25 protein-coding genes and 1 riboswitch are annotated in these 22,856 nt (G+C 40.3%); of the genes, 19 read left to right on the top strand and 6 right to left on the bottom strand.

All coding sequences use genetic code 11. The annotated features are described in order from the left end of the window. Window positions 1-24 precede the first annotated feature (24 nt). Complete coding sequence (locus tag ABE65_RS16695) at window positions 25-867, top strand: DUF72 domain-containing protein (RefSeq protein ID WP_066397325.1); 843 nt, start codon at window positions 25-27, stop codon at window positions 865-867. A gap of 475 nt (window positions 868-1,342) precedes the next feature. Here ABE65_RS16695 and ABE65_RS16690 read toward each other — a convergent pair whose 3' ends face one another. After that, on the bottom strand, window positions 1,343-1,645 hold the full coding sequence (locus ABE65_RS16690; protein WP_066397323.1) for a YunC family protein: 303 nt from the start codon (window positions 1,643-1,645) through the stop codon (window positions 1,343-1,345). 123 nt (window positions 1,646-1,768) lie between these two features. Between ABE65_RS16690 and ABE65_RS16685 the strand changes: the two genes are divergently transcribed. From ABE65_RS16685 to ABE65_RS21950, 6 genes are all read left to right on the top strand, one after another. Continuing rightward, entirely contained in the window at window positions 1,769-2,563 is a 795-nt protein-coding gene (locus ABE65_RS16685; RefSeq protein WP_066397322.1) for a thymidylate synthase, read from the top strand. Continuing rightward, the gene (locus ABE65_RS16680; RefSeq protein ID WP_066397320.1) at window positions 2,560-3,036 is read left to right on the top strand and encodes a dihydrofolate reductase; all 477 of its coding nucleotides are present in this window, start codon (window positions 2,560-2,562) and stop codon (window positions 3,034-3,036) included. Before ABE65_RS16685 ends, ABE65_RS16680 begins: the two co-directional genes overlap by 4 nt. A 72-nt stretch (window positions 3,037-3,108) precedes the next feature. Next, window positions 3,109-3,948 carry a sporulation protein YunB gene (gene yunB, locus ABE65_RS16675; RefSeq protein WP_066397317.1) on the top strand — a complete coding sequence of 280 codons (840 nt, stop codon included), beginning with the start codon at window positions 3,109-3,111 and terminating at the stop codon, window positions 3,946-3,948. Between the two features lie 101 nt (window positions 3,949-4,049). Further along, window positions 4,050-4,232, top strand: a riboswitch (Lysine riboswitch). A gap of 143 nt (window positions 4,233-4,375) precedes the next feature. After that, window positions 4,376-5,965, top strand: a complete 1,590-nt coding sequence (locus tag ABE65_RS16670; protein ID WP_066397315.1) for a Na+/H+ antiporter NhaC family protein — start codon at window positions 4,376-4,378, stop codon at window positions 5,963-5,965. A 188-nt stretch (window positions 5,966-6,153) separates the two neighbouring features. Further along, the gene (locus tag ABE65_RS16665; protein ID WP_066397313.1) at window positions 6,154-7,656 is read left to right on the top strand and encodes a sodium-dependent transporter; all 1,503 of its coding nucleotides are present in this window, start codon (window positions 6,154-6,156) and stop codon (window positions 7,654-7,656) included. Window position 7,657: 1 nt separating this feature from the next. Continuing rightward, the gene (locus tag ABE65_RS21950) at window positions 7,658-7,762 is read left to right on the top strand and encodes a methionine/alanine import family NSS transporter small subunit (protein WP_137791787.1); all 105 of its coding nucleotides are present in this window, start codon (window positions 7,658-7,660) and stop codon (window positions 7,760-7,762) included. 318 nt (window positions 7,763-8,080) lie between these two features. Here the strand turns inward: ABE65_RS21950 and ABE65_RS16660 are convergent, their stop codons facing one another. Next, window positions 8,081-9,082 carry a M23 family metallopeptidase gene (locus tag ABE65_RS16660; protein ID WP_066397311.1) on the bottom strand — a complete coding sequence of 334 codons (1,002 nt, stop codon included), beginning with the start codon at window positions 9,080-9,082 and terminating at the stop codon, window positions 8,081-8,083. A 204-nt stretch (window positions 9,083-9,286) separates the two neighbouring features. Here ABE65_RS16660 and lipA point away from each other — a divergent pair, with 204 nt between their 5' ends. After that, complete coding sequence (gene lipA / locus ABE65_RS16655; RefSeq protein WP_066397309.1) at window positions 9,287-10,171, top strand: lipoyl synthase; 885 nt, start codon at window positions 9,287-9,289, stop codon at window positions 10,169-10,171. 42 nt (window positions 10,172-10,213) lie between these two features. On the opposite strand, the gene ABE65_RS16650 is transcribed toward lipA, so the two are convergent. Next, on the bottom strand, window positions 10,214-10,825 hold the full coding sequence (locus ABE65_RS16650) for a YhcN/YlaJ family sporulation lipoprotein (protein WP_066397306.1): 612 nt from the start codon (window positions 10,823-10,825) through the stop codon (window positions 10,214-10,216). Window positions 10,826-10,946: 121 nt separating this feature from the next. Between ABE65_RS16650 and ABE65_RS16645 the strand changes: the two genes are divergently transcribed. After that, window positions 10,947-11,222: a YutD family protein gene (locus tag ABE65_RS16645; protein WP_066397303.1), complete on the top strand. Its 276-nt coding sequence runs from the start codon at window positions 10,947-10,949 to the stop codon at window positions 11,220-11,222. A gap of 77 nt (window positions 11,223-11,299) precedes the next feature. Here ABE65_RS16645 and ABE65_RS16640 read toward each other — a convergent pair whose 3' ends face one another. After that, the gene (locus ABE65_RS16640; RefSeq protein ID WP_231887815.1) at window positions 11,300-11,596 is read right to left on the bottom strand and encodes a hypothetical protein; all 297 of its coding nucleotides are present in this window, start codon (window positions 11,594-11,596) and stop codon (window positions 11,300-11,302) included. A gap of 93 nt (window positions 11,597-11,689) precedes the next feature. Beyond that, window positions 11,690-11,959, bottom strand: coding sequence for a DUF3055 domain-containing protein (locus ABE65_RS16635; RefSeq protein WP_066397301.1), 270 nt, complete (start codon window positions 11,957-11,959; stop codon window positions 11,690-11,692). A 104-nt stretch (window positions 11,960-12,063) separates the two neighbouring features. Here ABE65_RS16635 and ABE65_RS16630 point away from each other — a divergent pair, with 104 nt between their 5' ends. The 3 genes from ABE65_RS16630 (at window position 12,064) to ABE65_RS16620 (ending at window position 14,076) form a co-directional block, all read left to right on the top strand. Further along, window positions 12,064-12,504: a DUF86 domain-containing protein gene (locus tag ABE65_RS16630; protein ID WP_066397295.1), complete on the top strand. Its 441-nt coding sequence runs from the start codon at window positions 12,064-12,066 to the stop codon at window positions 12,502-12,504. Window positions 12,505-12,585: 81 nt separating this feature from the next. Then, window positions 12,586-13,242, top strand: coding sequence for a helix-turn-helix transcriptional regulator (locus ABE65_RS16625; RefSeq protein ID WP_231887911.1), 657 nt, complete (start codon window positions 12,586-12,588; stop codon window positions 13,240-13,242). Window positions 13,243-13,308: 66 nt separating this feature from the next. After that, window positions 13,309-14,076 (top strand): TIGR01457 family HAD-type hydrolase, encoded by a 768-nt coding sequence (locus ABE65_RS16620; protein ID WP_066397291.1) that lies wholly within the window; start codon window positions 13,309-13,311, stop codon window positions 14,074-14,076. A 406-nt stretch (window positions 14,077-14,482) separates the two neighbouring features. Here the strand turns inward: ABE65_RS16620 and ABE65_RS16610 are convergent, their stop codons facing one another. Continuing rightward, window positions 14,483-14,980 carry a phosphatidylglycerophosphatase A family protein gene (locus ABE65_RS16610; protein ID WP_066397286.1) on the bottom strand — a complete coding sequence of 166 codons (498 nt, stop codon included), beginning with the start codon at window positions 14,978-14,980 and terminating at the stop codon, window positions 14,483-14,485. Window positions 14,981-15,177: 197 nt separating this feature from the next. Here ABE65_RS16610 and yutH point away from each other — a divergent pair, with 197 nt between their 5' ends. The 7 genes from yutH to ABE65_RS16575 all read left to right on the top strand — a co-directional run bounded on the left by yutH (window position 15,178) and on the right by ABE65_RS16575 (window position 22,850). Continuing rightward, window positions 15,178-16,200, top strand: coding sequence for a spore coat putative kinase YutH (gene yutH, locus ABE65_RS16605; protein WP_066397284.1), 1,023 nt, complete (start codon window positions 15,178-15,180; stop codon window positions 16,198-16,200). Window positions 16,201-16,758: 558 nt separating this feature from the next. Further along, the gene (locus tag ABE65_RS16600) at window positions 16,759-17,724 is read left to right on the top strand and encodes a 2-hydroxyacid dehydrogenase (protein ID WP_066397282.1); all 966 of its coding nucleotides are present in this window, start codon (window positions 16,759-16,761) and stop codon (window positions 17,722-17,724) included. Between the two features lie 11 nt (window positions 17,725-17,735). Then, a complete protein-coding gene (locus tag ABE65_RS16595) occupies window positions 17,736-18,512 on the top strand; it encodes an SDR family oxidoreductase (RefSeq protein ID WP_066397280.1) in 777 nt (258 codons plus the stop codon). Between the two features lie 149 nt (window positions 18,513-18,661). After that, a complete protein-coding gene (argC, locus tag ABE65_RS16590) occupies window positions 18,662-19,696 on the top strand; it encodes an N-acetyl-gamma-glutamyl-phosphate reductase (protein ID WP_066397278.1) in 1,035 nt (344 codons plus the stop codon). Window positions 19,697-19,713: 17 nt separating this feature from the next. After that, window positions 19,714-20,940, top strand: a complete 1,227-nt coding sequence (gene argJ / locus ABE65_RS16585; RefSeq protein WP_066397276.1) for a bifunctional ornithine acetyltransferase/N-acetylglutamate synthase — start codon at window positions 19,714-19,716, stop codon at window positions 20,938-20,940. A 15-nt stretch (window positions 20,941-20,955) separates the two neighbouring features. Beyond that, window positions 20,956-21,699: an acetylglutamate kinase gene (argB, locus tag ABE65_RS16580; RefSeq protein WP_066397274.1), complete on the top strand. Its 744-nt coding sequence runs from the start codon at window positions 20,956-20,958 to the stop codon at window positions 21,697-21,699. Continuing rightward, window positions 21,696-22,850 carry an acetylornithine transaminase gene (locus ABE65_RS16575; protein WP_066397271.1) on the top strand — a complete coding sequence of 385 codons (1,155 nt, stop codon included), beginning with the start codon at window positions 21,696-21,698 and terminating at the stop codon, window positions 22,848-22,850. The genes argB and ABE65_RS16575 overlap by 4 nt, the downstream gene beginning before the upstream one ends. The last annotated feature ends 6 nt before the right edge of the window (window positions 22,851-22,856 follow it).

Genomic DNA, 22,856 nt, shown 5'->3' with positions numbered 1-22,856 from the left:
CTCATAGGCAGGTGACTTCTAAGAATGATAAAAATCGGTGTAACAGGCTGGGGAGATCATGATTCTCTTTATCCAGACGGTACTCCTGCAAGAGATAAGCTCGCTGTATATAGCGGCCACTTTCCTGTGGTAGAAGTTGATTCTTCCTTCTATGCGGTTCAGCCTGGTAAAAACTATGAGAAGTGGGTAGCATCTACACCAAAGGATTTTTCGTTTGTTGTAAAGGCTTATCAAGGGATGACGGGACATTCAAGAGGCAAGCTGCCTTTTGAATCTGTTAAAGAAATGTATGAGGCGTTTATTGAGTCCATTCAACCTGTAATCAATTCAGGTAAGCTTGAGATGGTCCTATTCCAATACCCACCATGGTTTGATTGTAAGAAAGAAAATGTTCAAATGCTTCGCTATGCAAAAGAAATGATGGGTGACATTCCTGTAGCTCTTGAGTTTCGTAATCAAACGTGGTTCAGTGAAGAGATGAAGGAAAAGACCCTGCAATTTACTAGGGAAGAAAACTGGATTCATACGATTTGTGATGAACCTCAAGCAGGACAAGGCTCGATCCCGATCGTTATGCACACAACACCGAATAAGACACTTGTTCGGATGCATGGTCGAAACGTATATGGCTGGAACAACCAAGGTCAGCCGAACTGGAGAGAAGTTCGATATCTTTATCGTTATAATGAGGCAGAGCTTAAAGAATGGAGAGAGCGAATCCAACAACTTGCTTCAGAAACGAAGGATCTGACCATTCTTTTTAACAATAATTCGGGTGGAGATGCTGCTGATAATGCGAAGCAGATGATTGAACTTCTGGATATTCATTATGACTTTTTGGCACCGAGGCAGTTGGATTTATTTTAGTTTTTCCTTATATTACAAATCCATTTCAAAAAGAAGGAAACGATTCATTTTTCACTGTAGACTGATATACTAATAGGGTGAATGAAATCAGTTTTGCTGAATGAAGAAAGTGGGGATCACTTTGAATTTCAAAAAATTGATTCAGATGATGTACTGCTTACAGATTGCCTTTATCGTCAGTGGCGTTTACCTGCTATGTATCTACATATATATCAATGATTCGAAGCGTATTCAGTTCTTATCCTTGGTCTTATGCATTAATCTTATTTCATTAAAAATAACAAGAGATCGTTTTAAAGCATAAAGTGAACACCCTCTGCCTTATTGTTGGTAGAGGGTGTTGTCGTTTTATGTGAAATGTCGATATATTTCATTTTTCGCCGATATATTTGAAAAGTTGCTGATATAAATGATTTTTTGCCGATATCTTCTTTTTCTTGCCGCTATATTTCAAATCTCGCCGATAAGTGATGATTTAGATCATTTTTAAAAGTGCTTTTCGCCCTTGCATACCAACTTCAATACCTTTTTCTTTTGCTTCAAGAGTAATAGATTCTAAAGGTGCATCCAACAGCTGCTCGATTGTTCTTACTCCAACAGCGCGTCCTGCGATAATTTTACGGTCTGCTAACTTTTCGTTTAATAGTGCCACATCTAGTGCTCCACACATGATATATCCATTGTCGTTGAATACAGCCATAAAATTCGTTTTTGGCAAACGAAGGGTGACAGCGGTAAACGGATGTCCTTCGATTAAGATCGGGTTCATCTCTAACATGCTTCCACTCCTTTCTTCACTATTATTTTTATGTGTACAGAAGGGAAAAAGTGTTAGGTGTTGAAGCTATTTTTATGACTTTTCGTATGATACGATTAAAAGAAAAATAGGAGGCGATGAGGGATGAAACAATATCTAGATTTTCTTCAAGATATTCTACATAACGGTACAAAAAAAGAGGATCGGACAGGCACTGGGACCGTTTCTGTTTTTGGTCGTCAGATGAGGTTTGACCTCCAAGAAGGCTTTCCGCTTGTTACGACAAAAAAATTACATGTAAAGTCGATTATTCATGAATTGCTCTGGTTCTTAAAAGGTGATACGAATATTGCTTATTTAAAGGAAAACGGTGTACGCATCTGGGATGAGTGGGCAGATGAAGAGGGAAACCTTGGCCCTGTATACGGTCATCAGTGGCGCTCTTGGTCGACTCCGAACGGTGAGACGATCGACCAGATCTCAAATGTAATCGAAGACATCAAAAAGAACCCGGATTCAAGACGATTAATCGTCACGGCATGGAATCCGTCTGATATTCCGAATATGGCACTGCCGCCATGTCATTTGTTATTCCAATTTTATGTCGCGGATGGAAAACTCTCCTGTCAGCTTTATCAGCGCTCCGCAGATAGCTTTTTAGGCGTGCCTTTTAATATTGCGTCGTATGCTTTGTTAACGATGATGGTAGCTCAAGTAACAGGCCTTAAACCAGGTGAATTCGTTCACACAGTAGGTGACGCACACATCTACACCAATCATCTTGAACAAGTTGAGCTGCAACTCACTCGTGAGCCAAAGCCGCTTCCGAAGATGAAAATGAATCCGAATGTGACGAGTATCTTTGATTTTACTTATGAAGACTTTGAACTTGTTGACTATGAAGCACATCCACATATTAAAGGTGTGGTGAGCGTATGATCTCGTTTGTTGTAGCGATGGATGAAAATCGCGCGATCGGGAAAGACAATGATCTTCCATGGTACTTACCAAATGATCTTAAGCACTTTAAGAACGTAACGATGGGAAAACCGATCGTGATGGGCAGAAAAACGTATGAATCCATCGGTAAGCCTCTACCTGGACGAGAAAATATTGTGGTAACGAGAGATGAACACTATAAAGCTGAAGGAACGACTGTGGTTCATTCTGTTGATGAAGTCCTAAAAAAAGAAACAGAAGAACTATGTGTGATTGGTGGAACTGAGATTTTTAAGTTGTTCATGTCAGTTGCAGACCGTCTATATGTTACAGAGATTCACCATACATTTGACGCAGATACGTATTTTCCCGAGATCAATCGTGATGAATGGATGGAAGTCTCACGTAAACCAGGCATCGTAGATGAAAAGAACAAATATCCACACGATTTTGTCGTGTACGAAAAAAATTAAAACGATAAAGTTTGAATGAGCCCCCCTCTTGTCTGCATACATATGTATATGTAGATAAAGGGGGGTTACCTTTTGCTTAAGCGCAGAAAAATGAAACTTCGAAAAGGGCCACTTCCATTCCGATTTGTACTGTTGATCTCGTTTATTCTGTTTACTTTTATAACGATTCAAGGGTTATGGCTGGTAAACAAAGGAATCGAACCAACACTCATGTTAATCGCCCAAAAGAAAACGGAGGAAATCGCTGCTCTTGCCATAAGTGAAGCGATCGACAATGAAATATTAGGGCCTTCAGAAATGAATGACATCATCGAATATAAGACCGATACAGAAGGAAATGTCGTTTTTGCTGGAATCAATCAGAGTGTAGTCAACCAGGTTGCTAACCAGTCACAAAAAGTCGTTCAAAAATACCTGAAGGAGATTGAAGAAGGTAAAGCGCATGAAGTGATCACCAATGATGAGCTAGGGATAACAGCTTATAAGAACGAACCGGGCGTTATTATGGAAATACCACTCGGGCAAGCAACGAGAAATTCACTCTTAGCAAACTTAGGTCCAAAGATTCCGATCAAATTTATGTTGATTGGTGAGGCGAACACAGATATCGAGGAGAGAATAGAGAATTCAGGAATCAACAATACGTGGATCAATATTGATATCGTGGTTACGGTCAAAACAAGAATTGTAATTCCTTTCGCGACAGAAACAACAGTAGTGAAACGACCAATAAAAATAACGGCTCAGTTTATAAAAGGAGAGGTTCCGGTCTATTACAATCAATCAGGTGATCCGATTCAACCAACTGTACCTATTACCCCAGATTTAAAAGAAAAAGGCTCTCAAGATGAATTGGAGCCTTCTGAAGATAGCTCCACAGAAAGCTCGGGTGACGAAGAAACAGCAGAATAATGTTTCCTACATTTAACAAAACCAGTATAGGTTGACCATTTTTCCTCGTTTGTTATAATTAGTATTGAATTAAAAATTTTATATGTCTTTAAGCCTATCACCGATGGGGTAGAGGAGCGGATTTTATAAGTACTTTTTCAGAGAGTGACGTCTGTGAAGAAAAAGGAAAGGAACTTCCGCCGAAGCAAAAGATAACCGTCTGTTCACTTTTGCTGGGTTTGCACTAAATAAGTGTAAAACTGTCACTGCTTTGAAACTTAGAGCAGTGGAGGACTACTGATCGATGAGGAAAACCATAAATTACTTAAGTGATTGATAGCAGGTTATTTCCTTGTCTATTGATCGCTTTTTATTTTGTCCATTTTTCCTCAACGTCCTGTAAGAACTCCTCAATATCGATGGCTAAATGAAAAGAAGGAGGAACATCATGGAATTTGAGAATTCGATTTATTCATTAATACCACCTGTACTAGCAATCTTAATGGTGGTTCTAACACGCAGAGTGTTAGTCTCGCTAGGAGCTGGAATCATAGCGGGAGCATTATTGCTTCATGATTTTAGTATTGGAGCGACACTGAAAGAAATTGGTACGATTGTTAAAGGTCACTTTATTTCAGATGGTGCGTTAAACGAGTGGAATGTGTATATTCTTCTATTCTTATTGATTTTAGGAATGATGACGAGCATTATCTCGTTAGCTGGAGGAAGCCGCGCTTTTGGTGAGTGGGCGATCGCGAGAGTGAAAACAAGAAGAGGTGCACAACTTCTGACCGTTGTGTTCGGCCTTGTCATTTTTATTGATGACTATTTTAACTCTTTAGCTGTCGGAAATGTAAGCAGACCGATTACTGACCGACACCGCATCTCACGTGCGAAACTTGCTTATTATCTTGATTCAACAGCTGCACCAGTATGTGTCATCTCACCTGTATCAAGTTGGGGAGCGTACATCATTGGTATTATTGGAACGATTTTTGCTACACATGAAATTACGAATATGTCTGCTTTTAGTGCATTTATTCAAATGATTCCTATGAATTTTTATGCAGTGTTTGCTCTGGTTCTTGTGTTTATCGTTGCATATTTTCAACTTGATTTTGGACCGATGAAAAAACATGAAGAAACGGCTCTTGCTACAGGTGAAGTGATTTCAGCAGATAAAAAAGCAGCAATCGGAGAGGGCATCAAGCTCGAAGAAAGTGATAAAGGAAAAGTGGGAGACCTTGTGTGGCCGATCGTGATATTGATTGTTTCAACGGTTGGATTCATGATCTATACCGGCATTCAAAATGTGAAAGGGCTTGATGAACCAACATCCATCACACTTTTATCTATTTTTGAAAATACAGATGTACCAAAGTCATTGGTATATGGCGGGCTGCTTGGTTTAGCTTCAGCTATACTATTCTTCCTACCTAAGAAGATGGGAGCTGCATCATTAGGAAAAGGACTAGGGCGTGGTATTCAATCTATGCTCGGTGCTGTTACGATCTTACTTTTTGCCTGGACGATTATCTCAATCATCGATAGCTTAGGAACAGGAACGTATCTTGCAGGATTAGTTGATCAGCATATGAATTTAGCTTATCTGCCTTTTGTTCTTTTTGTCCTGTCAGGATTAATGGCTTTTGCAACAGGAACTTCATGGGGGACGTTTGGTGTCATGCTTCCGATCGCAGCAGAAATTTCTGCATCTACAAATATCGATTTCATGTTACCTGTTCTGGCGGCCGTTCTAGCAGGTTCTGTATTTGGCGACCACTGTTCACCAATATCAGATACTACCATCCTTTCTTCAACAGGAGCAGGAAGTCATCATATCGATCACGTTATGACCCAGCTTCCTTATAGCCTTGTGGCTGCAGGTGTATCTGCAGTAGGGTATCTTGCACTTGGCTTAACAGAGAGTGTTTGGATTGGCCTTCTTGCATCTGCAGTTATCTTTGTATTATTACTCATTATCATTAAAAAAGTTTCTAGTAAAAATAGCATGAGCGATCAAGCTTATCACGCTTAAACTTGAAAGTGTCTGGTAGTTAACCAGGCACTTTTTCTTATATTCATACGACTTTTTCCCCCTTATTCCGACAAAATAACTAAAAACATTTTGACGGTTTTCATGTTTTGTAATATACTGAACACAGAATTATCAGAAAAAAGTAATAATTGTAAACTTTTCGACTTCATAACAAGGGGGATACAACAATGGAAAATAGGCAGCAATGGGGAAGCCGCTATGGGTTTATATTAGCAGCGGTCGGCTCGGCTATCGGCCTAGGCAATATCTGGAGATTTCCAGCAGTTGCTTATGAGAACGGTGGGGGAGCATTCTTCATCCCATACTTAATAGCACTTTTAACGGCAGGGATTCCCTTACTGATTCTAGAATTTACGTTAGGTCATAAGTACCGTGGATCTGCTCCACTTTCTTATTTCCGTCTTCACAAAAAAGCAGAATGGCTAGGATGGTGGCAAGTATTTGTCGCGTTTGTTATTTCCACTTATTACGCGGTAATCATCGCTTGGGCGATTAAGTACTCCATTTATTCATTAAACTTAACATGGGGAGACAAGCCTTCAGATTTCTTTTATGGAAAGGTCCTTCAATTAAGTAAGACGCCTGGTGACATGGGCGGCATCGTACCAGGTATTTTGATCGCACTCCTCATCGTTTGGGTTGTGACGCTTCTTGTTCTTTATAAGGGTGTTTCAAAAGGAATCGAGCGTTTTAATAAAATTTTCATTCCAGCTTTAGTCATTATGTTTACGTTAATCGTTATTCGTGCCGTAACCCTCGATGGTGCAGCTCAAGGTTTGAACACGTTCTTCACTCCTGATTGGAGCATGATCAGTAACGGTAAGGTGTGGGTAGCAGCTTACGGTCAGATTTTCTTCTCATTGTCAATCGCATTTGCGATCATGGTTACGTATTCAAGCTATCTACCTAAGAAATCAGATATTAATAACAATGCGTTTATTACAGGTTTCGCAAACTCAGGTTTTGAACTACTAGCAGGTATTGGTGTATTCGCCGCTTTAGGTTTCATGGCCATGCAACAAGGTCTGCCAGTGGATGAAGTAGTAAAAGGCGGAATCGGACTAGCGTTTGAAGTATTCCCGGCAATTATCAATGAGTTCCCTGGTGGAAATGCCTTCTTTGGAACCATGTTCTTCTTAACCCTTGTGTTTGCTGGTATGACATCGTTGATCTCGATCGTTGAAACGTATGTGGCAGCTCTACAAGATAAATTTGGAATCTCAAGAACAAAAGCCGTGTTGATGGGTGGAGGAGTAGCATCTGTTATCTCATTACTTTTCGCTACAAAAGGCGGCCTGTACATGCTTGATATCGTAGATTACTTCATCAATAACTTTGGTATCACGTTAGCAGGTCTTGTAGAAGTAGTGATCATTGCTTGGTTCGTAAGACAATTATCCGGCCTTCAAAACCATGCGAACGCAATCTCTGACTTAAGAACAGGATTATGGTGGAAGGTTTGTCTAGGCGTGATTACACCGATCCTTCTTGGTTACATGATGTTTGATAACATCAAACAAAACCTTGCAAAAAATTATGAAGAGTATCCAACAGAATTAATCCTTACGTATGGTGTTTCAGTTGCAGTTGGCGTCATCGTACTTGGAGTCGTTTTGGGTCTCGTGAAGTGGAAATCTGATGAAGTTGTAGAGAAAAAGGAGGTCAGCTAATATGACAGGCAGTGCGATTACAATGATGGTGATTGGCATGGTGATCCTATGGGGTGGCCTCCTCGCAAGTATTGCAAACGTGGTTCGCGTTTCAAGAAAGAAATAAATGGTGAAGCTGATTCTTCTGTAGAAGAATCAGCTTTTTTAATGACGTTGGCGCTCGTAAATCAGAGCAAAGCTCAAGATTTACGAGCGCCATATGAAAAATACGAGCGCCATATGAAAAATACGAGCGCCATATGAAAAATACGAGCGCCATATGAAAAATACGAGCGCCATATGAAAAATACGAGCGCCATATGAAAAATACGAGCGCCATATGAAAAATACGAGCGCCATATGAAAAATACGAGCGCCATATGAAAAATACGAGCGCCATATCATATAAAAAAAGAAGCCCTAAAGCTTCTTTTTTAACCTAACATTATCTTCGCCTGTTGCTAATACGCTCCTGACGTTCCCATGCTTTTAAATAAGGATATGGGTCGAATGCCCATTCTGTATATCCGTTGTCACGGTACATGCCAAAGTGAAGATGAGGAGGGAATTTCCCAGAAGTTCCGGGAGGTCCGTAACCTGAACTGCCTACGTAGCCAAGTACCATACCAGGTTCTACAATCGTCCCTTTTTCAATGGCTTTATTGAAGCTGCCTAAATGGGCGTAATAATGGTATACATTATTGATATCACGGACACCGATTCTCCATCCACCAAATCGATTCCATCCTTTGATCTCAACAATTCCATAGGAAACTGCTTTAACAGGAACGCCGTAATTCGCAAATATATCTGTACCTTCATGAATACGTAATCCACCAAATCCCCGTCTGTCACCCCATGTGCTTCGGTAACTATAGTTGGATCTTAATGGAACGATAAAGCTGTGCTTGTCTAGTGAAACTGTTCCATATGTCTCATAGATCTTAGCGTTTTCCATAATAATATCTACAGCTTTATCTCGCTGGTAATAGCTCCATAGGCCGATTCTGAAATTTTCTATATCATGCCCATGCTTTTTAATGATCTCACTGAATGTAAACAGAATGTCTTCATCGTTGTTTCGATCAGCAATACCGTCATTGTTACCGTCTTTTCCGATACCTCCAAACATTGAAATACGTTCAGGGTTGGTATCGTCCATGGTTGGATTTATTGGCCCAGACCATTGCAAAGGTGAAAAATAAATCCCGACTAATCCTTTTCTGGCAGGAAGATCTCTTCGTGCTTTTCTTACGCTTCTTTCATATTGATCTACACCTGCAAAGTAATGCCATGGAATGAGCGTAACAGACTCCATTTTTTTATAAAGGCTGAGCCGTTCCACGTCTTCTTTCGTAAATCGCTCTGCTGCCGTGCTCCTGCTTTCCGGAAGAAAGGTTATAAGAAGGGCTGTCAGAGTGAGGAACAGGACTGAAAATTTCCTCATACGTCCCAATCCACTCCTTTCTTTCATTTATCTATAGTTTGTTGAAGTTCAGAAAAAACATGAAGGAAAAATGTTGGAAAAAACTCATGTTTGGAATTTTACCCTGTCGTATGGTAGAGTATTGATGGGACAATAATGTTTAAGTAGAAACTAAAATACGAACGTTCATTATACGAAAGACCAAGAAAATCTGGGGTGATGATGATGGCAAAGAAAGAAGAATATGTACGTAAACCCGAGTGGTTAAAAATAAAGTTAAACACGAATGAAAATTATAAAGAACTTAAAAAGATGATGCGTGAGAAAAAGCTACATACGGTATGTGAAGAAGCAAAATGTCCAAACATCCATGAATGTTGGGCTGTAAGAAAAACAGCTACTTTCATGATTCTTGGAGACATCTGTACACGAGCTTGTCGTTTTTGTGCAGTAAAAACAGGATTACCAACAGAACTTGATCTACAAGAGCCAGAACGTGTTGCAGAATCTGTTGAGCAAATGGGTCTGAAACACGTCGTAATTACAGCGGTTGCACGTGATGACCTTAAAGATGGCGGTGCTCATGTATTCGCCGAAACCGTTCGTTCTGTTCGTGCTCGTAATCCATTCTGTTCGATTGAAGTTCTTCCATCTGATATGTTAGGTGATTTTGATGCACTAAAAACATTGATGGATGCAAAGCCAGATATCATGAACCATAATATTGAAACGGTACGACGTCTTTCTCCAAGAGTTCGTGCACGTGCAACGTATGATCGAACGATGGAATTTTTGCGTCGTGCAAAAGAAATGAATGCTAACATTCCGACGAAATCCAGTCTGATGATCGGGTTAGGAGAGACGTGGGAAGAAATTGTAGAAACGATGGATGATCTACGTGCAAATAACGTTGATATCATGACGATCGGACAATATCTACAACCTACTAAGAAACATCTAAAAGTACAAAAATACTATACACCAGATGAGTTTAAAGAATTGCGTGATATCGCGTTTTCTAAAGGATTCAAGCATTGTGAGTCAGGACCGCTCGTGCGTTCTTCTTACCATGCTGATGAACAAGTAAACGCAGCTGCCCAAAACAGCTAAACATAATAAGAAAGCCAGAAGCAACGATCTGCTTCTGGTTTTTTATTTGCCTTCCATTTGTCCACGCATACTGTTCGTTTCGCCGTTCATCTCACCATTTTCATTTTCCCCATAGTTCCACTTCTTGCCTTGAGGTGCTTTTTTCATTTGTAGGATCAGTTGGTCCATGATTCCTTCGATCTGTTCGGTATCATTATTTAAGGATTGATATTGTTCGATCTTGTCGATCATTCCTTTTTCATCTGACACATACACATGGTAGTATCTTGGTACAACAGAGAAACCAGTCATCTTGACTTGGTCAGCCGCTGCGTTTCGGTCCTTGTTTGTTGTTTTGTAGCCGATCAAAACTTCTTCATCTGTAACTAATGTACCGACATCTTTAATATTCGGTAATTGCAGAACCATATCAGAGATCATATCGGCAAGCTTTTGGCGATTTAAGTATGGAACTGCATTTCCTGTTTTTACTTTGTCCCCCGACATATGACGCATATATCCAAAGTCCCCATAGTTCATGTTGTTGCCAATTCGATTCTCATCTTTTACATTGGTTTTAGAAAATTTATATTCTTGTCCCATCTTCTTTTGATCACCGCCGCCGCATCCAGCAAGCATCAAGCCGATCAATAAGAACATTCCTAATTTTTTCACAGGTGTTTCACCTCCTTATTCTATAGAGTGCCTTAAAGTAAAAGATCTTTACGAAGAAATTGTTGGCTGTAAATAGCTCAAGCATGGTAAAATAAGTATCAGGAAACGAGGTGAAGCATTTTTGATTACAGTTGGTAATTATTCCTATGAAGTGATTGAAGATGTAAAAGAAGCCTTTAACGAGGAACAATTTAAAGCGCGCTATAGTGAAATCTTACATAAATACGATTATATTGTTGGTGATCTTGGTTACGAACAGCTTAGACTTCGTGGATTTTTTGAAGACAATCATGAAAAGGCTACGTTCGACACAAAGATCAGCACCTTACCGGAATACATTTACGAATATTGTAATTTCGGATGTCCGTATTTTGTAGTCAAAAAAGTAAACCCCTGAGACATTCAGGGGTTTTTCTTTGTTTTATCGATGCTCCGCTTGTTTGTAGGCCAATAATAGATGAAGCCAAGTTTCCCTTACGAACCTCGAGAATTCTCATAAGGTGATTCTGTATGATATTCAGAATCATCGTGTGTAGGATGAGCACCAGGATCTTGTCTTTCCAGACCTTCATGAAGGGTTTTGTTTTCATAGTTAAAGGCACTATAATAACGCTGTTCTTCTCTCCAAGGAGTCGATTTTCCTAAAGCTCTCTTGATGGGTGAGCCATATGGACCTTCAGGCAAATCCTCAGGAAGTACGTAATTACGACCAGTCTCTACATTCGAAAAATCGGTATATTGTTCTTTTTCTTTTTCGAACAAAAAAACCATCCTCTCTTCGGCCATTTTAGGATAAGAAAAGTATCCTTATCTAAAGTGTCTCCAAGAAAGCATGATTCTTTTTTGGTACATTTTGATTACATCTTAAACAACTTCAGCTAAAAATTCACGAAGCTCCATCGCGTCTTCTTCAGTTAGATTAAACGCGTGTTCCAAATAGCCTTCTTCCTCTAGATCATCCTGACCAATAATGGCATATGTACTGCCTAACATGTTCAGGACTAAAGATTTTCCATAATGTCTCGTAGTTTTTGTGATAGCAAGATCAAAGCGAGTGTTTCGTCCCATAAAACTTACAAAACGCGTTTCTGTTGATTCTTTATCATCATATAAGAAAAAAGTTTCCTCGTTCATTTTTGTTCCTCCTTCGTACTAAGCAAAATTTAAAATTTGAGTTCATATGATTGCTCTTACTTTATGTTACACTTTACTTGAGAAACTTACAAAAGGTGATGACTATGTATTTTGTTGATCGAAAAAAAATCAATGAACATTTAGTGTACATGAACGAATTAATTCGTACGTTTAAGGAGTTATCCACTCCCGCAAATAAGCTAGAAACACTTGTGGTTGAAAGAATTGGACACATGTTGATCGAATCGATGATGGACGTGGGTAATATGATTATCGATGGATTTATCATGCGTGATCCAGGAAGTTTTGAAGACATACTGGATATCCTGATTGATGAAAAAGTAATTCCGAACGATGAAGCAGTATCACTAAAAGAAGTGGTTAACCTTCGTAAATCACTCGTTCAAGACTACACTTCTGCTGATAGTAAAGTCATTTATGATACCATCGTTTCAAAAGAAAAGGAACTTTCTGCATTTCCCTTACACATAAAAAGGTACCTAGAAGAAGAGTTGGGGCCAGTTTCTGCATTTTTACCTGAATAAGGATAAAAGAGTTTTTATACATTTATATTTAAAAATGTACGTTTACCCTTATTTACGATAAAATGGTGACAAAGGATGGTGATGACCATGAAGAATCACACCTCAACCCGTGATGAAATCATCTATCTTTTAAAAAGGAATAAGAGGATGACTGTTACGGAAATGGCAAAATCCCTTGGAATAACCGAAATGGCTGTTCGGCGTCATCTCAACACGTTAGAACGTGATCATGTGATTGAAACGACTCTTGTCCGACAGGCTATGGGAAGACCAATCCATTTTTATCATCTTACAGCAAGCGGGGACGAACAATTTCCACGAAACTATTCAGGGCTTACCGTTGATTTTTTAAAAGATATAGAAGAAGTGAGTGGCACAGCAACAATTGATGAATTGTTTAAGCGACGTGAAAATCGTCTGCAGGATAGATACAAAGATCGAATGAACACACTGACAGATTTTGAACAAAAAGTAAATGAACTCGCTAATATTCAAAATGAAGCAGGATACATGGTGGACTGGGAAAGAGGAGAAAATCCTGATACTTATGTATTAACAGAGTATAACTGTCCGATCGCTAAAGTAGCGAATGAATATCAGCAAGCCTGCTCCTGCGAGCTATCACTCTTCAAGCGCATGCTACAAACAGACGCTGTTGAGCGAAAGACGTGTATGGCAAAAGGCGGAGATTATTGCTGTTATGTGATAAAAGAAGAAAAGCAAACATCTGAAGTCTAAAAAGCTTCAGGTGTGTTTTTTTTTGAAGTGGGTAAAATGAGAAGGTACATAAAAGGAGAGAGCTTAATGAAGGCATATAAAGGATTCTTGATCGACTTAGACGGAACGATGTATCGAGGAACAGAACGAATTATTGAGGCGGTTGATTTTGTAAAAAAATTAAACGAAAAAAACCTTCCTTATTTGTTCGTGACAAATAATTCTTCTAAAACAAAAAAACAAGTGGCAGATGTGCTTGCAGGATTTGATATCCCAGCATCTGCTGAACATGTGTATACAACGAGCATGGCAACAGCCAACTATATTGCTGAACAAAAGAAAAATGCGACCGTCTATTGTATCGGTGAGGATGGAATTAGAGAAGCGCTTCAAGAACAAGGACTAGAACTAGTAGAAGAGAACCCTGATTTTGTTGTGGTTGGAATCGATCGCTCGATCACCTATGAAAAGTTAGCAAAAGCATGCCTTGCAGTCCGTAACGGAGCAACTTTTATCTCGACAAATGGTGATATTGCTCTTCCGACGGAAAGAGGCCTTCTGCCAGGAAACGGAGCACTGACTTCTGTCATTACGGTTTCAACTCAAACAGAACCAACGTTTATCGGTAAGCCTGAGTCCATCATCATGGAGATGGCGTTAGAAACACTCGGAATGAAAAAAGAAGAAACACTCATGATCGGTGACAACTATCAAACAGATATCTTAGCTGGTATTCGTGCCGGAATCGATACGCTGCTTGTTCACACAGGAGTTACAACAAAGAAACACCTTGAAGAAATTGAGGTTCATCCAACGTATACCGTTAACGGATTGGATGAGTGGGAGATCAAGTAAGCTTATTACGAAGTTGCCCTTGAAAGTGGCTGATTTCCGTTTCAGTATGCTCGCTTTCCGCGGGGCAGGCGGTGAGCCCCTTGCCGCTATGCGCCCTTAAAGGTCTCACCTGACCGCTTCTAGGAAGCATCCTTGCTCCTGCGTCTACTAGCTGATACTTACGCAGTTTGATTCCTCGTCGCATGCCTTGCAAGAAGCTTATCAGGTAGCAGGCACGCACCTTGCACTCCAACCAACTTGCCAAGGAAGCCAAGTAATTGCATGACTTACTAATAGATAAGAACTTATGCAGCTTTTTGTTTCAGGGTACTTACTTTTCCCGGTGGGACTATTTAGCAACAACTATTAAATAAATATAAAAAAGGCTTAAGTCTAAGAGGAATTCTCTTGTTCTTAAGCCTTATTTTTATTCTTCATTTGCTGCACGATGTGCTAATCTGCTCGATGCTGCTGCTGCAATCGCACCGACAATGTCATCTAAGAAAGTATGAACCATGCCTGTAGACTTATCGTTAAGTTTTTCTAAGATTCCTGGTTTTTGTTTATCGATGAATCCGTAGTTAGTAAAACCAATAGAGCCATATATATTCACTATTGAGAGTGCAATCACTTCATCAATCCCATAAAGACTTTCATCGCGAGCTAATATTTCCTGAAGTGGCTGCTCAAGTTTTTTCTGTTCAGCTAATACATCAAGAGCAATACCTGTGAGGATAGCATTCTGAACTTCACGTTTTGCGATGACTCTTTCAACGTTTTCTCTACATACATCCATTTTTAGGTCAGGATGGTAGGGGACTTGGAGAAAATAAACAAGTTCAGCGATATCGTTTACCGTAACGCCCCGTTCGTTCAGCTGTTTGCGTGCAGTTTCTTCGACTTTTTCCACTTTTTTATTTGGCATCCTTGTACTCCTTTTCTCTGTTAGTCTCCTTAGCTTTGTATAGTATATGTTTTCATAGTAAAGTTATGAATTTATAAAAAGTACTAACCACTTCGCCTAAATGGGCATACAATGTGGTATCCAATCATGCGGTAGTGTGTGCAGTAACTTCTTAAAGTATCTACCGCTGGAAAGCTGAAGGGGTGGGGGGATCGGCTTTGTTTGAAAGAGATGTGTTTCATCATTATCAACTAGTATGTGAAGATAGAAGATCTGAATCAGGTTATCGGACCTTCTATTGCAAAGGAAACCAATACATCGTGATACCACAGCAGCAGATGTCTTATGAAAAACTGCAAGAGATGATGTATATCAGTGATTATCTACAGCAACGAGGAGAGGAGAACATTCCTGTTCTGCAGCCTACAATCACCAATATGCCTAGTGCTTATGTAGATGGAGAGTCTGTTATCATTTTTAAAGTGGAGCCTAAAAAAGGAGAACATCGTAACTTTGAGATAGGCTCAGAACTCGCAGAGTTTCATAAGCGAGGAAAAGGTCTGGAACAATATTATCCAGTAGAACAAATCGCATACGGGCAATGGCCGCTGTTATGGATCAATCGTGTGGATGAAATGCATAACCGTTATGCGGAAATATCAGCGAGAAAACAAAAGAATGATTTTGATCAATTGTTTTTGACGACATTTCCTTATTATGAAGGAATGGCTGAGAACGCGATCCAATATATCACGGATTACCAACTAGAGAGAGGGCCTAAAGGAATAGGTTCTGCTGCCATCTGCTATGATCGTTTCAGCGAACGGTCCTGGATTCGTACGTCTAACAGTTTTGTTAAACTGCCGATTGGCTGGGTGATTGATAGTCCAATGAGAGATCTTGCAGAATGTATCAGAGAAAAGATCTATCAGCCAGAATTCAGAAGTCATGAAGTTTTGCAGTTGATCGACGATTACGAAAAAGTAAAGCCATTATCCAAGGGAGCTTGGAGACTTCTATACGGCAGGCTCCTATTTCCATCACAGTATTTTGATACAGTGGATGAACATTATAACAATGAGAGAGATATCGGAAAAGAACTATATGTCCGCCGCTTTACTGACTTAATCTCGTATGAAAAGCAAAATGAATACTTTTTAAAAAGCTTTTACAGATCGATCGGTCTTCCGGTCCAAGAGTTAAATATCCCAATGGTGGATTGGCTTGTACCCATGATCTAATGAAAGAGGTGGCTCAAAAGTAAGATTTTTGAGTTATACCTCTTTTTTTGATTAATTGTTGGTCTTTTTCATATTTTCTAAGATAATGTTGCTGCTGAAAGTTATTTTCCCTTCCTCTGCAAGTTGATTGTAGCGGAAGGTTGCCTGCCTGCAACATGAGGTGCTTCTCGCAAGGCATGCGACGAGGAATTCACTTCGTTAGCATAAACTTGTAGACGCAGGAGCAGAGAGACAACCTTGAAGCGGTCAGGTGAAGACTCCTAAGGGCGCAAAGCGGCAGTCCGAAAAGTGGAAGTGACTCGTTCAGCCCCGACTAGCAAAAGTTGAATGGGCAATGAAGGTGTACTTTGCCTTCTTGACCGTTTAACTTTTGACCTCGAGGGGCTAGTCACTGCAACTAGAGAGGAGGCTCACCGTTCGCCCCATGGAAAGCGTGCAACCTGGAGCGGAAATCAACTACTTTCATAGTCACCAAATAACTAAAACAACATGCATAAGTACCATTTCTTTATTTTCTCACTTTCCCATGAGAAAATAGCAAGCAAGGAGTGAAAGCGCATGCAAAAACCTTATGTTTTTATTACTAGAAAATTACCGAAAGAAACGATTAGTCAACTAGAGCAGATTGTAGAGATCAACATGTGGCCTCATGAAGAAGAGGCTGTACCAAGGGAAGTGCTTCTTTCCGAAATCAAAAAAGCAGATGGATTGCTTACGATGCTTTCAGACAAAATCGATAGCGAAGTACTGAATGAAGCATCTTCACTAAAGGTAATAGCAAATCTAGCAGTTGGTTATGACAATATCGATGTTAAAGCTGCTAAGCAAAAAGGCATAACAGTTTGTAACACACCAGATGTGTTAACAGATTCTACTGCGGATTTAGCATTCTCTCTAATCCTTGCAACAGCGCGTAGGATTGTTGAATCAGCAAATTTTGTGAAAGAAGGTAAGTGGAACAGCTGGGGTCCTTTATTGCTTGCTGGAGCTGATGTTCATCACAAAACAATCGGAATCGTTGGAATGGGCAGGATCGGAGAAGCTGTAGCGAGAAGAGCAAAGGGCTTTGATATGAAAATTTTATACCACAATCGAAAACGTAAGCCTAATGCAGAAGTCTCGCTTAGCGCTGAATACAAAGAATTTCATGAGCTATTAAAACAATCAGACTTTGTTGTCTCACTTATCCCATTAACACCTGAAACGAAAGAGATGTTTAACAGAGAAGCTTTTCAGAGCATGAAAGATAGTGCGATCTTCGTTAATGCAGGCAGAGGTGCAACGGTTGATGAATCTGCGCTTATTGAAGCATTGAAGAACAAAGAAATCGCAGGTGCAGGTCTTGATGTATTTCAGCAAGAACCGATTGATATTGACCACCCTCTTTTGTCGATGAAACAGGTGGTAGCCCTTCCACACATCGGTAGTGCAAGTGTTGAAACAAGGATGAAGATGGCTGAACTTGCATGCCGAAACATACGAAATATATTGGATGGAAAGGGCGCAGAAACGCCTGTTACATAAGGAGGGACAAGATGAATCGTTCTTTAGAAGGAAGAACAGCCATCGTGACGGGAGCGAGCCGTTTGAACGGAATCGGCGCAGCCGTTTGTTTGGAGCTTGCAAATAGGGGAGCTCATATATTCTTTACGACTTGGGGTACATATGACACAACGATGCACACAGGTAATCATACAAATGACCCCGAGCTGCTTGTAGAAAAATTAAAAGATCGAGGAGTGAAATCTCTGTATGAAGAGATTGACCTTAGCGTTTCAGAACATATCCCGGCACTCCTAGAAAAAGTCGAAAGAGATTTAGGTACACCGACCATACTTATAAACAATGCCTGTATGTCACAGAGTCATAACTGGGAAGATACGACCAGTGCGATTTTAGATGCTCATTATGCGATCAACATTCGTGCGACGACTCTACTAAGTATAGAGTTTGCCAAGCGTTTTATAGGGGACAGAGGCAGCATCGTTCATCTAACATCCGGCCAGTCAAAAGGTCCGATGCTCGGAGAATTAGCGTATGCTGCTACAAAAGGAGCGGTTGATGCGTTAACGATCTCGTTAGCTGCTGAAATTGGACATAAAGGAATTACAGTTAATGCAGTAAATCCTGGTCCTACTGACACAGGGTGGATTAATCCAGAATTAGAAAAAATTCTTCTTCCAAAGTTTCCTGGTGGAAAGATCGGGAAACCAGAAGATGCGGCAAGGTTAGTAGCATTTTTGGCAACACCGGAAGCAGAGTGGATAACCGGACAGATTATCCATTCAGAAGGTGGATTCTTAAGACAATAAAACCATTTTTATAAGACTGACTTTAGAGGTAACTTCGCATACCCCAAAAGTCAGTTTTTTTATTAAAATTAAATTATTTATAAATATACTATTGAATTAATTTTTATACAGTCCTATAATGAACCATAACTTATTTAAGGAGTGATGGAATGAGAGCAGGAATTATTGGTGTGACCGGATATGGCGGTATGGAACTCTTCCGGCTGCTATCTGCACATACAGAGATAACCGAAGTTCTTCTCTATTCATCCTCTAGAGCAGGTAAAGAGCTTTCTGAAGAAATTCAGCATCTCTCTCATGTTCAAGATCAGGAGCTGAGGTCAATGAAAGAACTGCCCAGTGATGGATTAGATATCGTGTTTTCCTCTGCACCGAGTGGGATTTCAACGGAGATCCTTCCTTCGCTCGTTGATGAGAATTTGAAGATCATCGATCTAGCAGGAGACTATAGAATAAAAGATGCTGACACCTATCGAGCGTGGTACAAAAAAGAACCTCCTCCACAAACCCTCGTGAATGATGCGGTCTACGGATTAACAGAATGGAAGAGAGAAGAGGTACAAAACGGGAAGCTGATCGCGAACCCTGGATGTTTTCCTACCGCAGCACTTATAGGCATTCTGCCATTATTAAAAGAAAAGGTGATCCATCCAGCTTCTCTTGTGATTGATGCAAAGAGCGGAATCTCTGGAGCGGGTGCCACGCCAGGCAAAGGGACTCACTTTACACAAGCGAACGACAGTTTAAGCATTTACAAAATCCATCAACATCAACACACTCCTGAGATCGAGCAAACGATTCAGACGTGTACGGGTTCAGAAACGAAAATCACATTTCATACCCATCTCGTTCCGATGACAAGGGGAATCATGACTACGATGTATGCAGAGCTCACAGATTCAGTTACCTCTGAATCCATTAAAGAAATCTTTGACTCTTATTATGACAGCGAATATTTCGTTAGAGTTCATAGGGAAAAAGCTAATCTGTTTACAAAGCAAGTCTATGGATCCAATTTTTGCGATGTAACGTTTGCCGTCGATGAGCGAACAAATCGAATTACAGTGGTCTCTTGTATTGACAATCTATTAAAAGGAGCGGCAGGTCAAGCGGTTCAAAATATGAATGTGATGTTCGGAATGGAAGAAACGAAGGGATTAGAAGCTTCACCAATGTTCCCTTAACTAGAGGAGGCAGATAGATGCAGGCAATAAAAGCGCCTATTCAGAAGATAACAGGTATTAACATCGCGACGCCAAAAGGATTTTACGCAAGTGGCATTCATTGTGGGGTTAAACATAAAAAGCTCGACTTAGGTTTGTTATATAGTATAACGCCGGCTAACGCGGCAGGTGTTTATACAACGAACCAAATACAGGCAGCTCCGTTAAAAGTTACTCAAAATAGCATCTCTCAAGAGGGAAAGCTTCAAGCGATCATTGTAAACTCTGGAAATGCAAATGCTTGTACAGGGAAAAAAGGTTTGAAAGATGCTGAGAATATGCAGATTCAGACGGCTGAAAAGCTGAATATTCCGCCGCACTTCGTTGGGGTTGCCTCCACTGGTGTAATCGGCGAACATCTGCCGATGGATAAAATTTCAGCTGGTATTGAAAACTTAGTGCTAGATTCCGAGCTGAAAGGATCAATAGATTTTTCTCAATCTATTTTAACGACAGATACCGTTTCCAAGAATACAGCCTACTCTCTGAAAATTAATAATAAGAGTATTACGATAGCAGGTACGGCAAAAGGATCAGGGATGATACACCCTAATATGGCTACGATGCTAGGCTTTATCACGACAGATGCAGCTGTGCAGAAAGATGATCTTCGCGATGCTTTATCTTATGCCGTAGAACGAACGTTCAATTGTATTACTGTTGACGGAGATACATCGACGAACGACATGGTACTCATGCTCGCAAATGGTATGGGTGAGAATGAAGAGTTAGACAAGAACCATCCAGAATGGGAACTATTCTTAGAAGCTCTCGTACTCGTTTGTGAAGATTTAGGCAAACTTATAGCAAAGGATGGGGAAGGCGCGAGCAAACTGATCGAGGTTGGTGTAAATGGTGCAGCCTCGGATAAAGAGGCGAGAATCATCGCTAAAACCATAGTAGGTTCTCCGTTAGTGAAGACTGCTGTATTTGGTTGCGATGCGAACTGGGGCAGAATTCTTGCTGCAGCTGGATATAGTGGCGTTTCATTTAATCCCGACGTTGTAAAAATAAAAATCGGTGAACATGAAGTTGTAGCAGATGGAGAGCCGGTTCTATTTTCAGAGGAAAAAATTCGTAACTATTTAAAAAGCCATGAGATTCATATCTCGGTTGATCTCTCAGAAGGTTTAGGAACTGGAAGAGCGTGGGGATGCGACCTTACGTATGATTATGTTCAGATTAATGCAAGTTATCGTACCTAAGAGGAGGCGTGTGTTTTGTTTCATGTTGTGAAAATCGGTGGAAGTACGCTAGCTAACTTACAGTCTACTTTTTTTGATGTTCTTAAAAACAGGATTCAAAAAGGCGAAAAGATCGTAATCGTTCATGGAGGCGGGCCAGAGATCAATAAGAAACTAAGAGAATCTGGGTTGCCGTTGGAAATGAAGAATGGTGTACGAGTAACAAGCCCAGAAACACTTTCCTGTGTAAAAACAGCCTTGATGGACATTACCAACACTACACTTGTAGAGAGGTTGGCTGGTGAAGGGATAGCAGCTCAAGGACTTTCTGGGGCAGAGGATTTCATGCTCACTTGTGATTTTTTAGATAAAGAGAATTATGGATGGGTTGGAAATGTACAGAAAGTAAATACAAAGGCCATTCATAACGTGTTAGAAGATGGCAAGATTCCAGTAATAGCATCTCTAGGTGTAACAGAGAATGGTGAAATGGTGAACATTAACGCTGACACAGCGGCAGGAGAAACAGCTGCTGCCCTCTCTGCCGAATCCATCTGTTTTGTAACAGATACACCTGGTGTTTCAGTGAATGGAGAGTGGATGAAACACTTAACGATCTCGGAAATTTTGAAAAGTATTGTTGAAGGCCACATAAGCGGCGGAATGGTGCCAAAAGTAGAAGCAGCTATTAAATGTCTTGATCTAAACATCAAGCAAGTAAGAATTACAGATCAAACTCTCTCAGGTACAGCATTGCAAAAGGAGGTACTGGTTCAATGAGTGCACTTTTTCCAACGTATAAAAGAAAACAGATACAACTCCAACAAGGGAATGGACCTTATGTATTTGACCAAAACAATAAAAAATATTTGGATTTCACGAGTGGAATAGCTGTAACGAGTCTAGGGCATTGTCACCCTGAGGTGGTTGCAGCACTTCAAAAACAGAGCGAGTGTATCTGGCATACTTCCAATCTTTTTCAAATCCAAAAGCAAGAATTGCTTGCTGAAACACTTGTAAAGAATACGAATATGGATCTAGCGTTCTTTTGTAATAGTGGGGCTGAAGCCAATGAAGCTGCGATCAAACTTGCTAAAAAGTTCACAAAGAAAAATAAGATCATCACGTTTAACGATTCTTTTCACGGGCGAACATTCGGCTCTATGTCTGCAACAGGGCAACAGAAGATTAAAGATGGATTTGGCCCGCTCGTATCAACATTTCTACATCTGCCTTGGAACGATATCTCGCAATTAGAGAAACACACAGACGGCGAAACAGCAGCGATCATGATGGAAGTCATTCAAGGAGAAGGCGGAATAAAGATTGCCGATTTCAATTTTTATAAGAAAGTACAAGAAATCTGTAAGAAGTACGATATTCTACTGATCATTGATGAAGTTCAAACGGGTATCGGCAGGACGGGTAAAAGATATGCGTATGAACACTTCGGATTAGACCCTGATATTGTTACTCTTGCAAAAGGATTAGGAAATGGTTTTCCGATTGGAGCGATGCTTGGGAAAAGAAAACTAGCTGAGGCGTTCGGACCAGGAAGTCATGGTACGACGTTTGGAGGTAATCCTCTCGCATGTGCAATCAGCCAAAGTGTTCTCAATATTATCTTTCAAGATGAATTCTTAAAAGAGGTTGAGAGAAAAGGAAAGAACTTTAAGGAACAATTAGAGGACCACTTATTAAGCTATCCTTCTGTGAACGAGATAAGAGGAGAAGGATTATTGATAGGAATTGAGTGTGATCATGCAGGAGAAATCATAGTGAACTTAGAGAACGAGGGTTTATTAACCGTTCCAGCAGGCGAGCGTGTTATTCGGTTATTACCTCCGTTAAATGTTAAGGATGAGGAGTTAACATCTGCATTAAACAAGATTCTTGCTGTTTTTCACAACATCCATGAAACAGTGAGCTAAAAGGAA

Source organism: Fictibacillus phosphorivorans, assembly GCF_001629705.1.
In the GTDB taxonomy this organism is placed as follows: Bacteria; Bacillota; Bacilli; order Bacillales; family Fictibacillaceae; genus Fictibacillus; species Fictibacillus phosphorivorans_A.
This window is presented reverse-complemented; position numbering and strand designations above follow the sequence as displayed.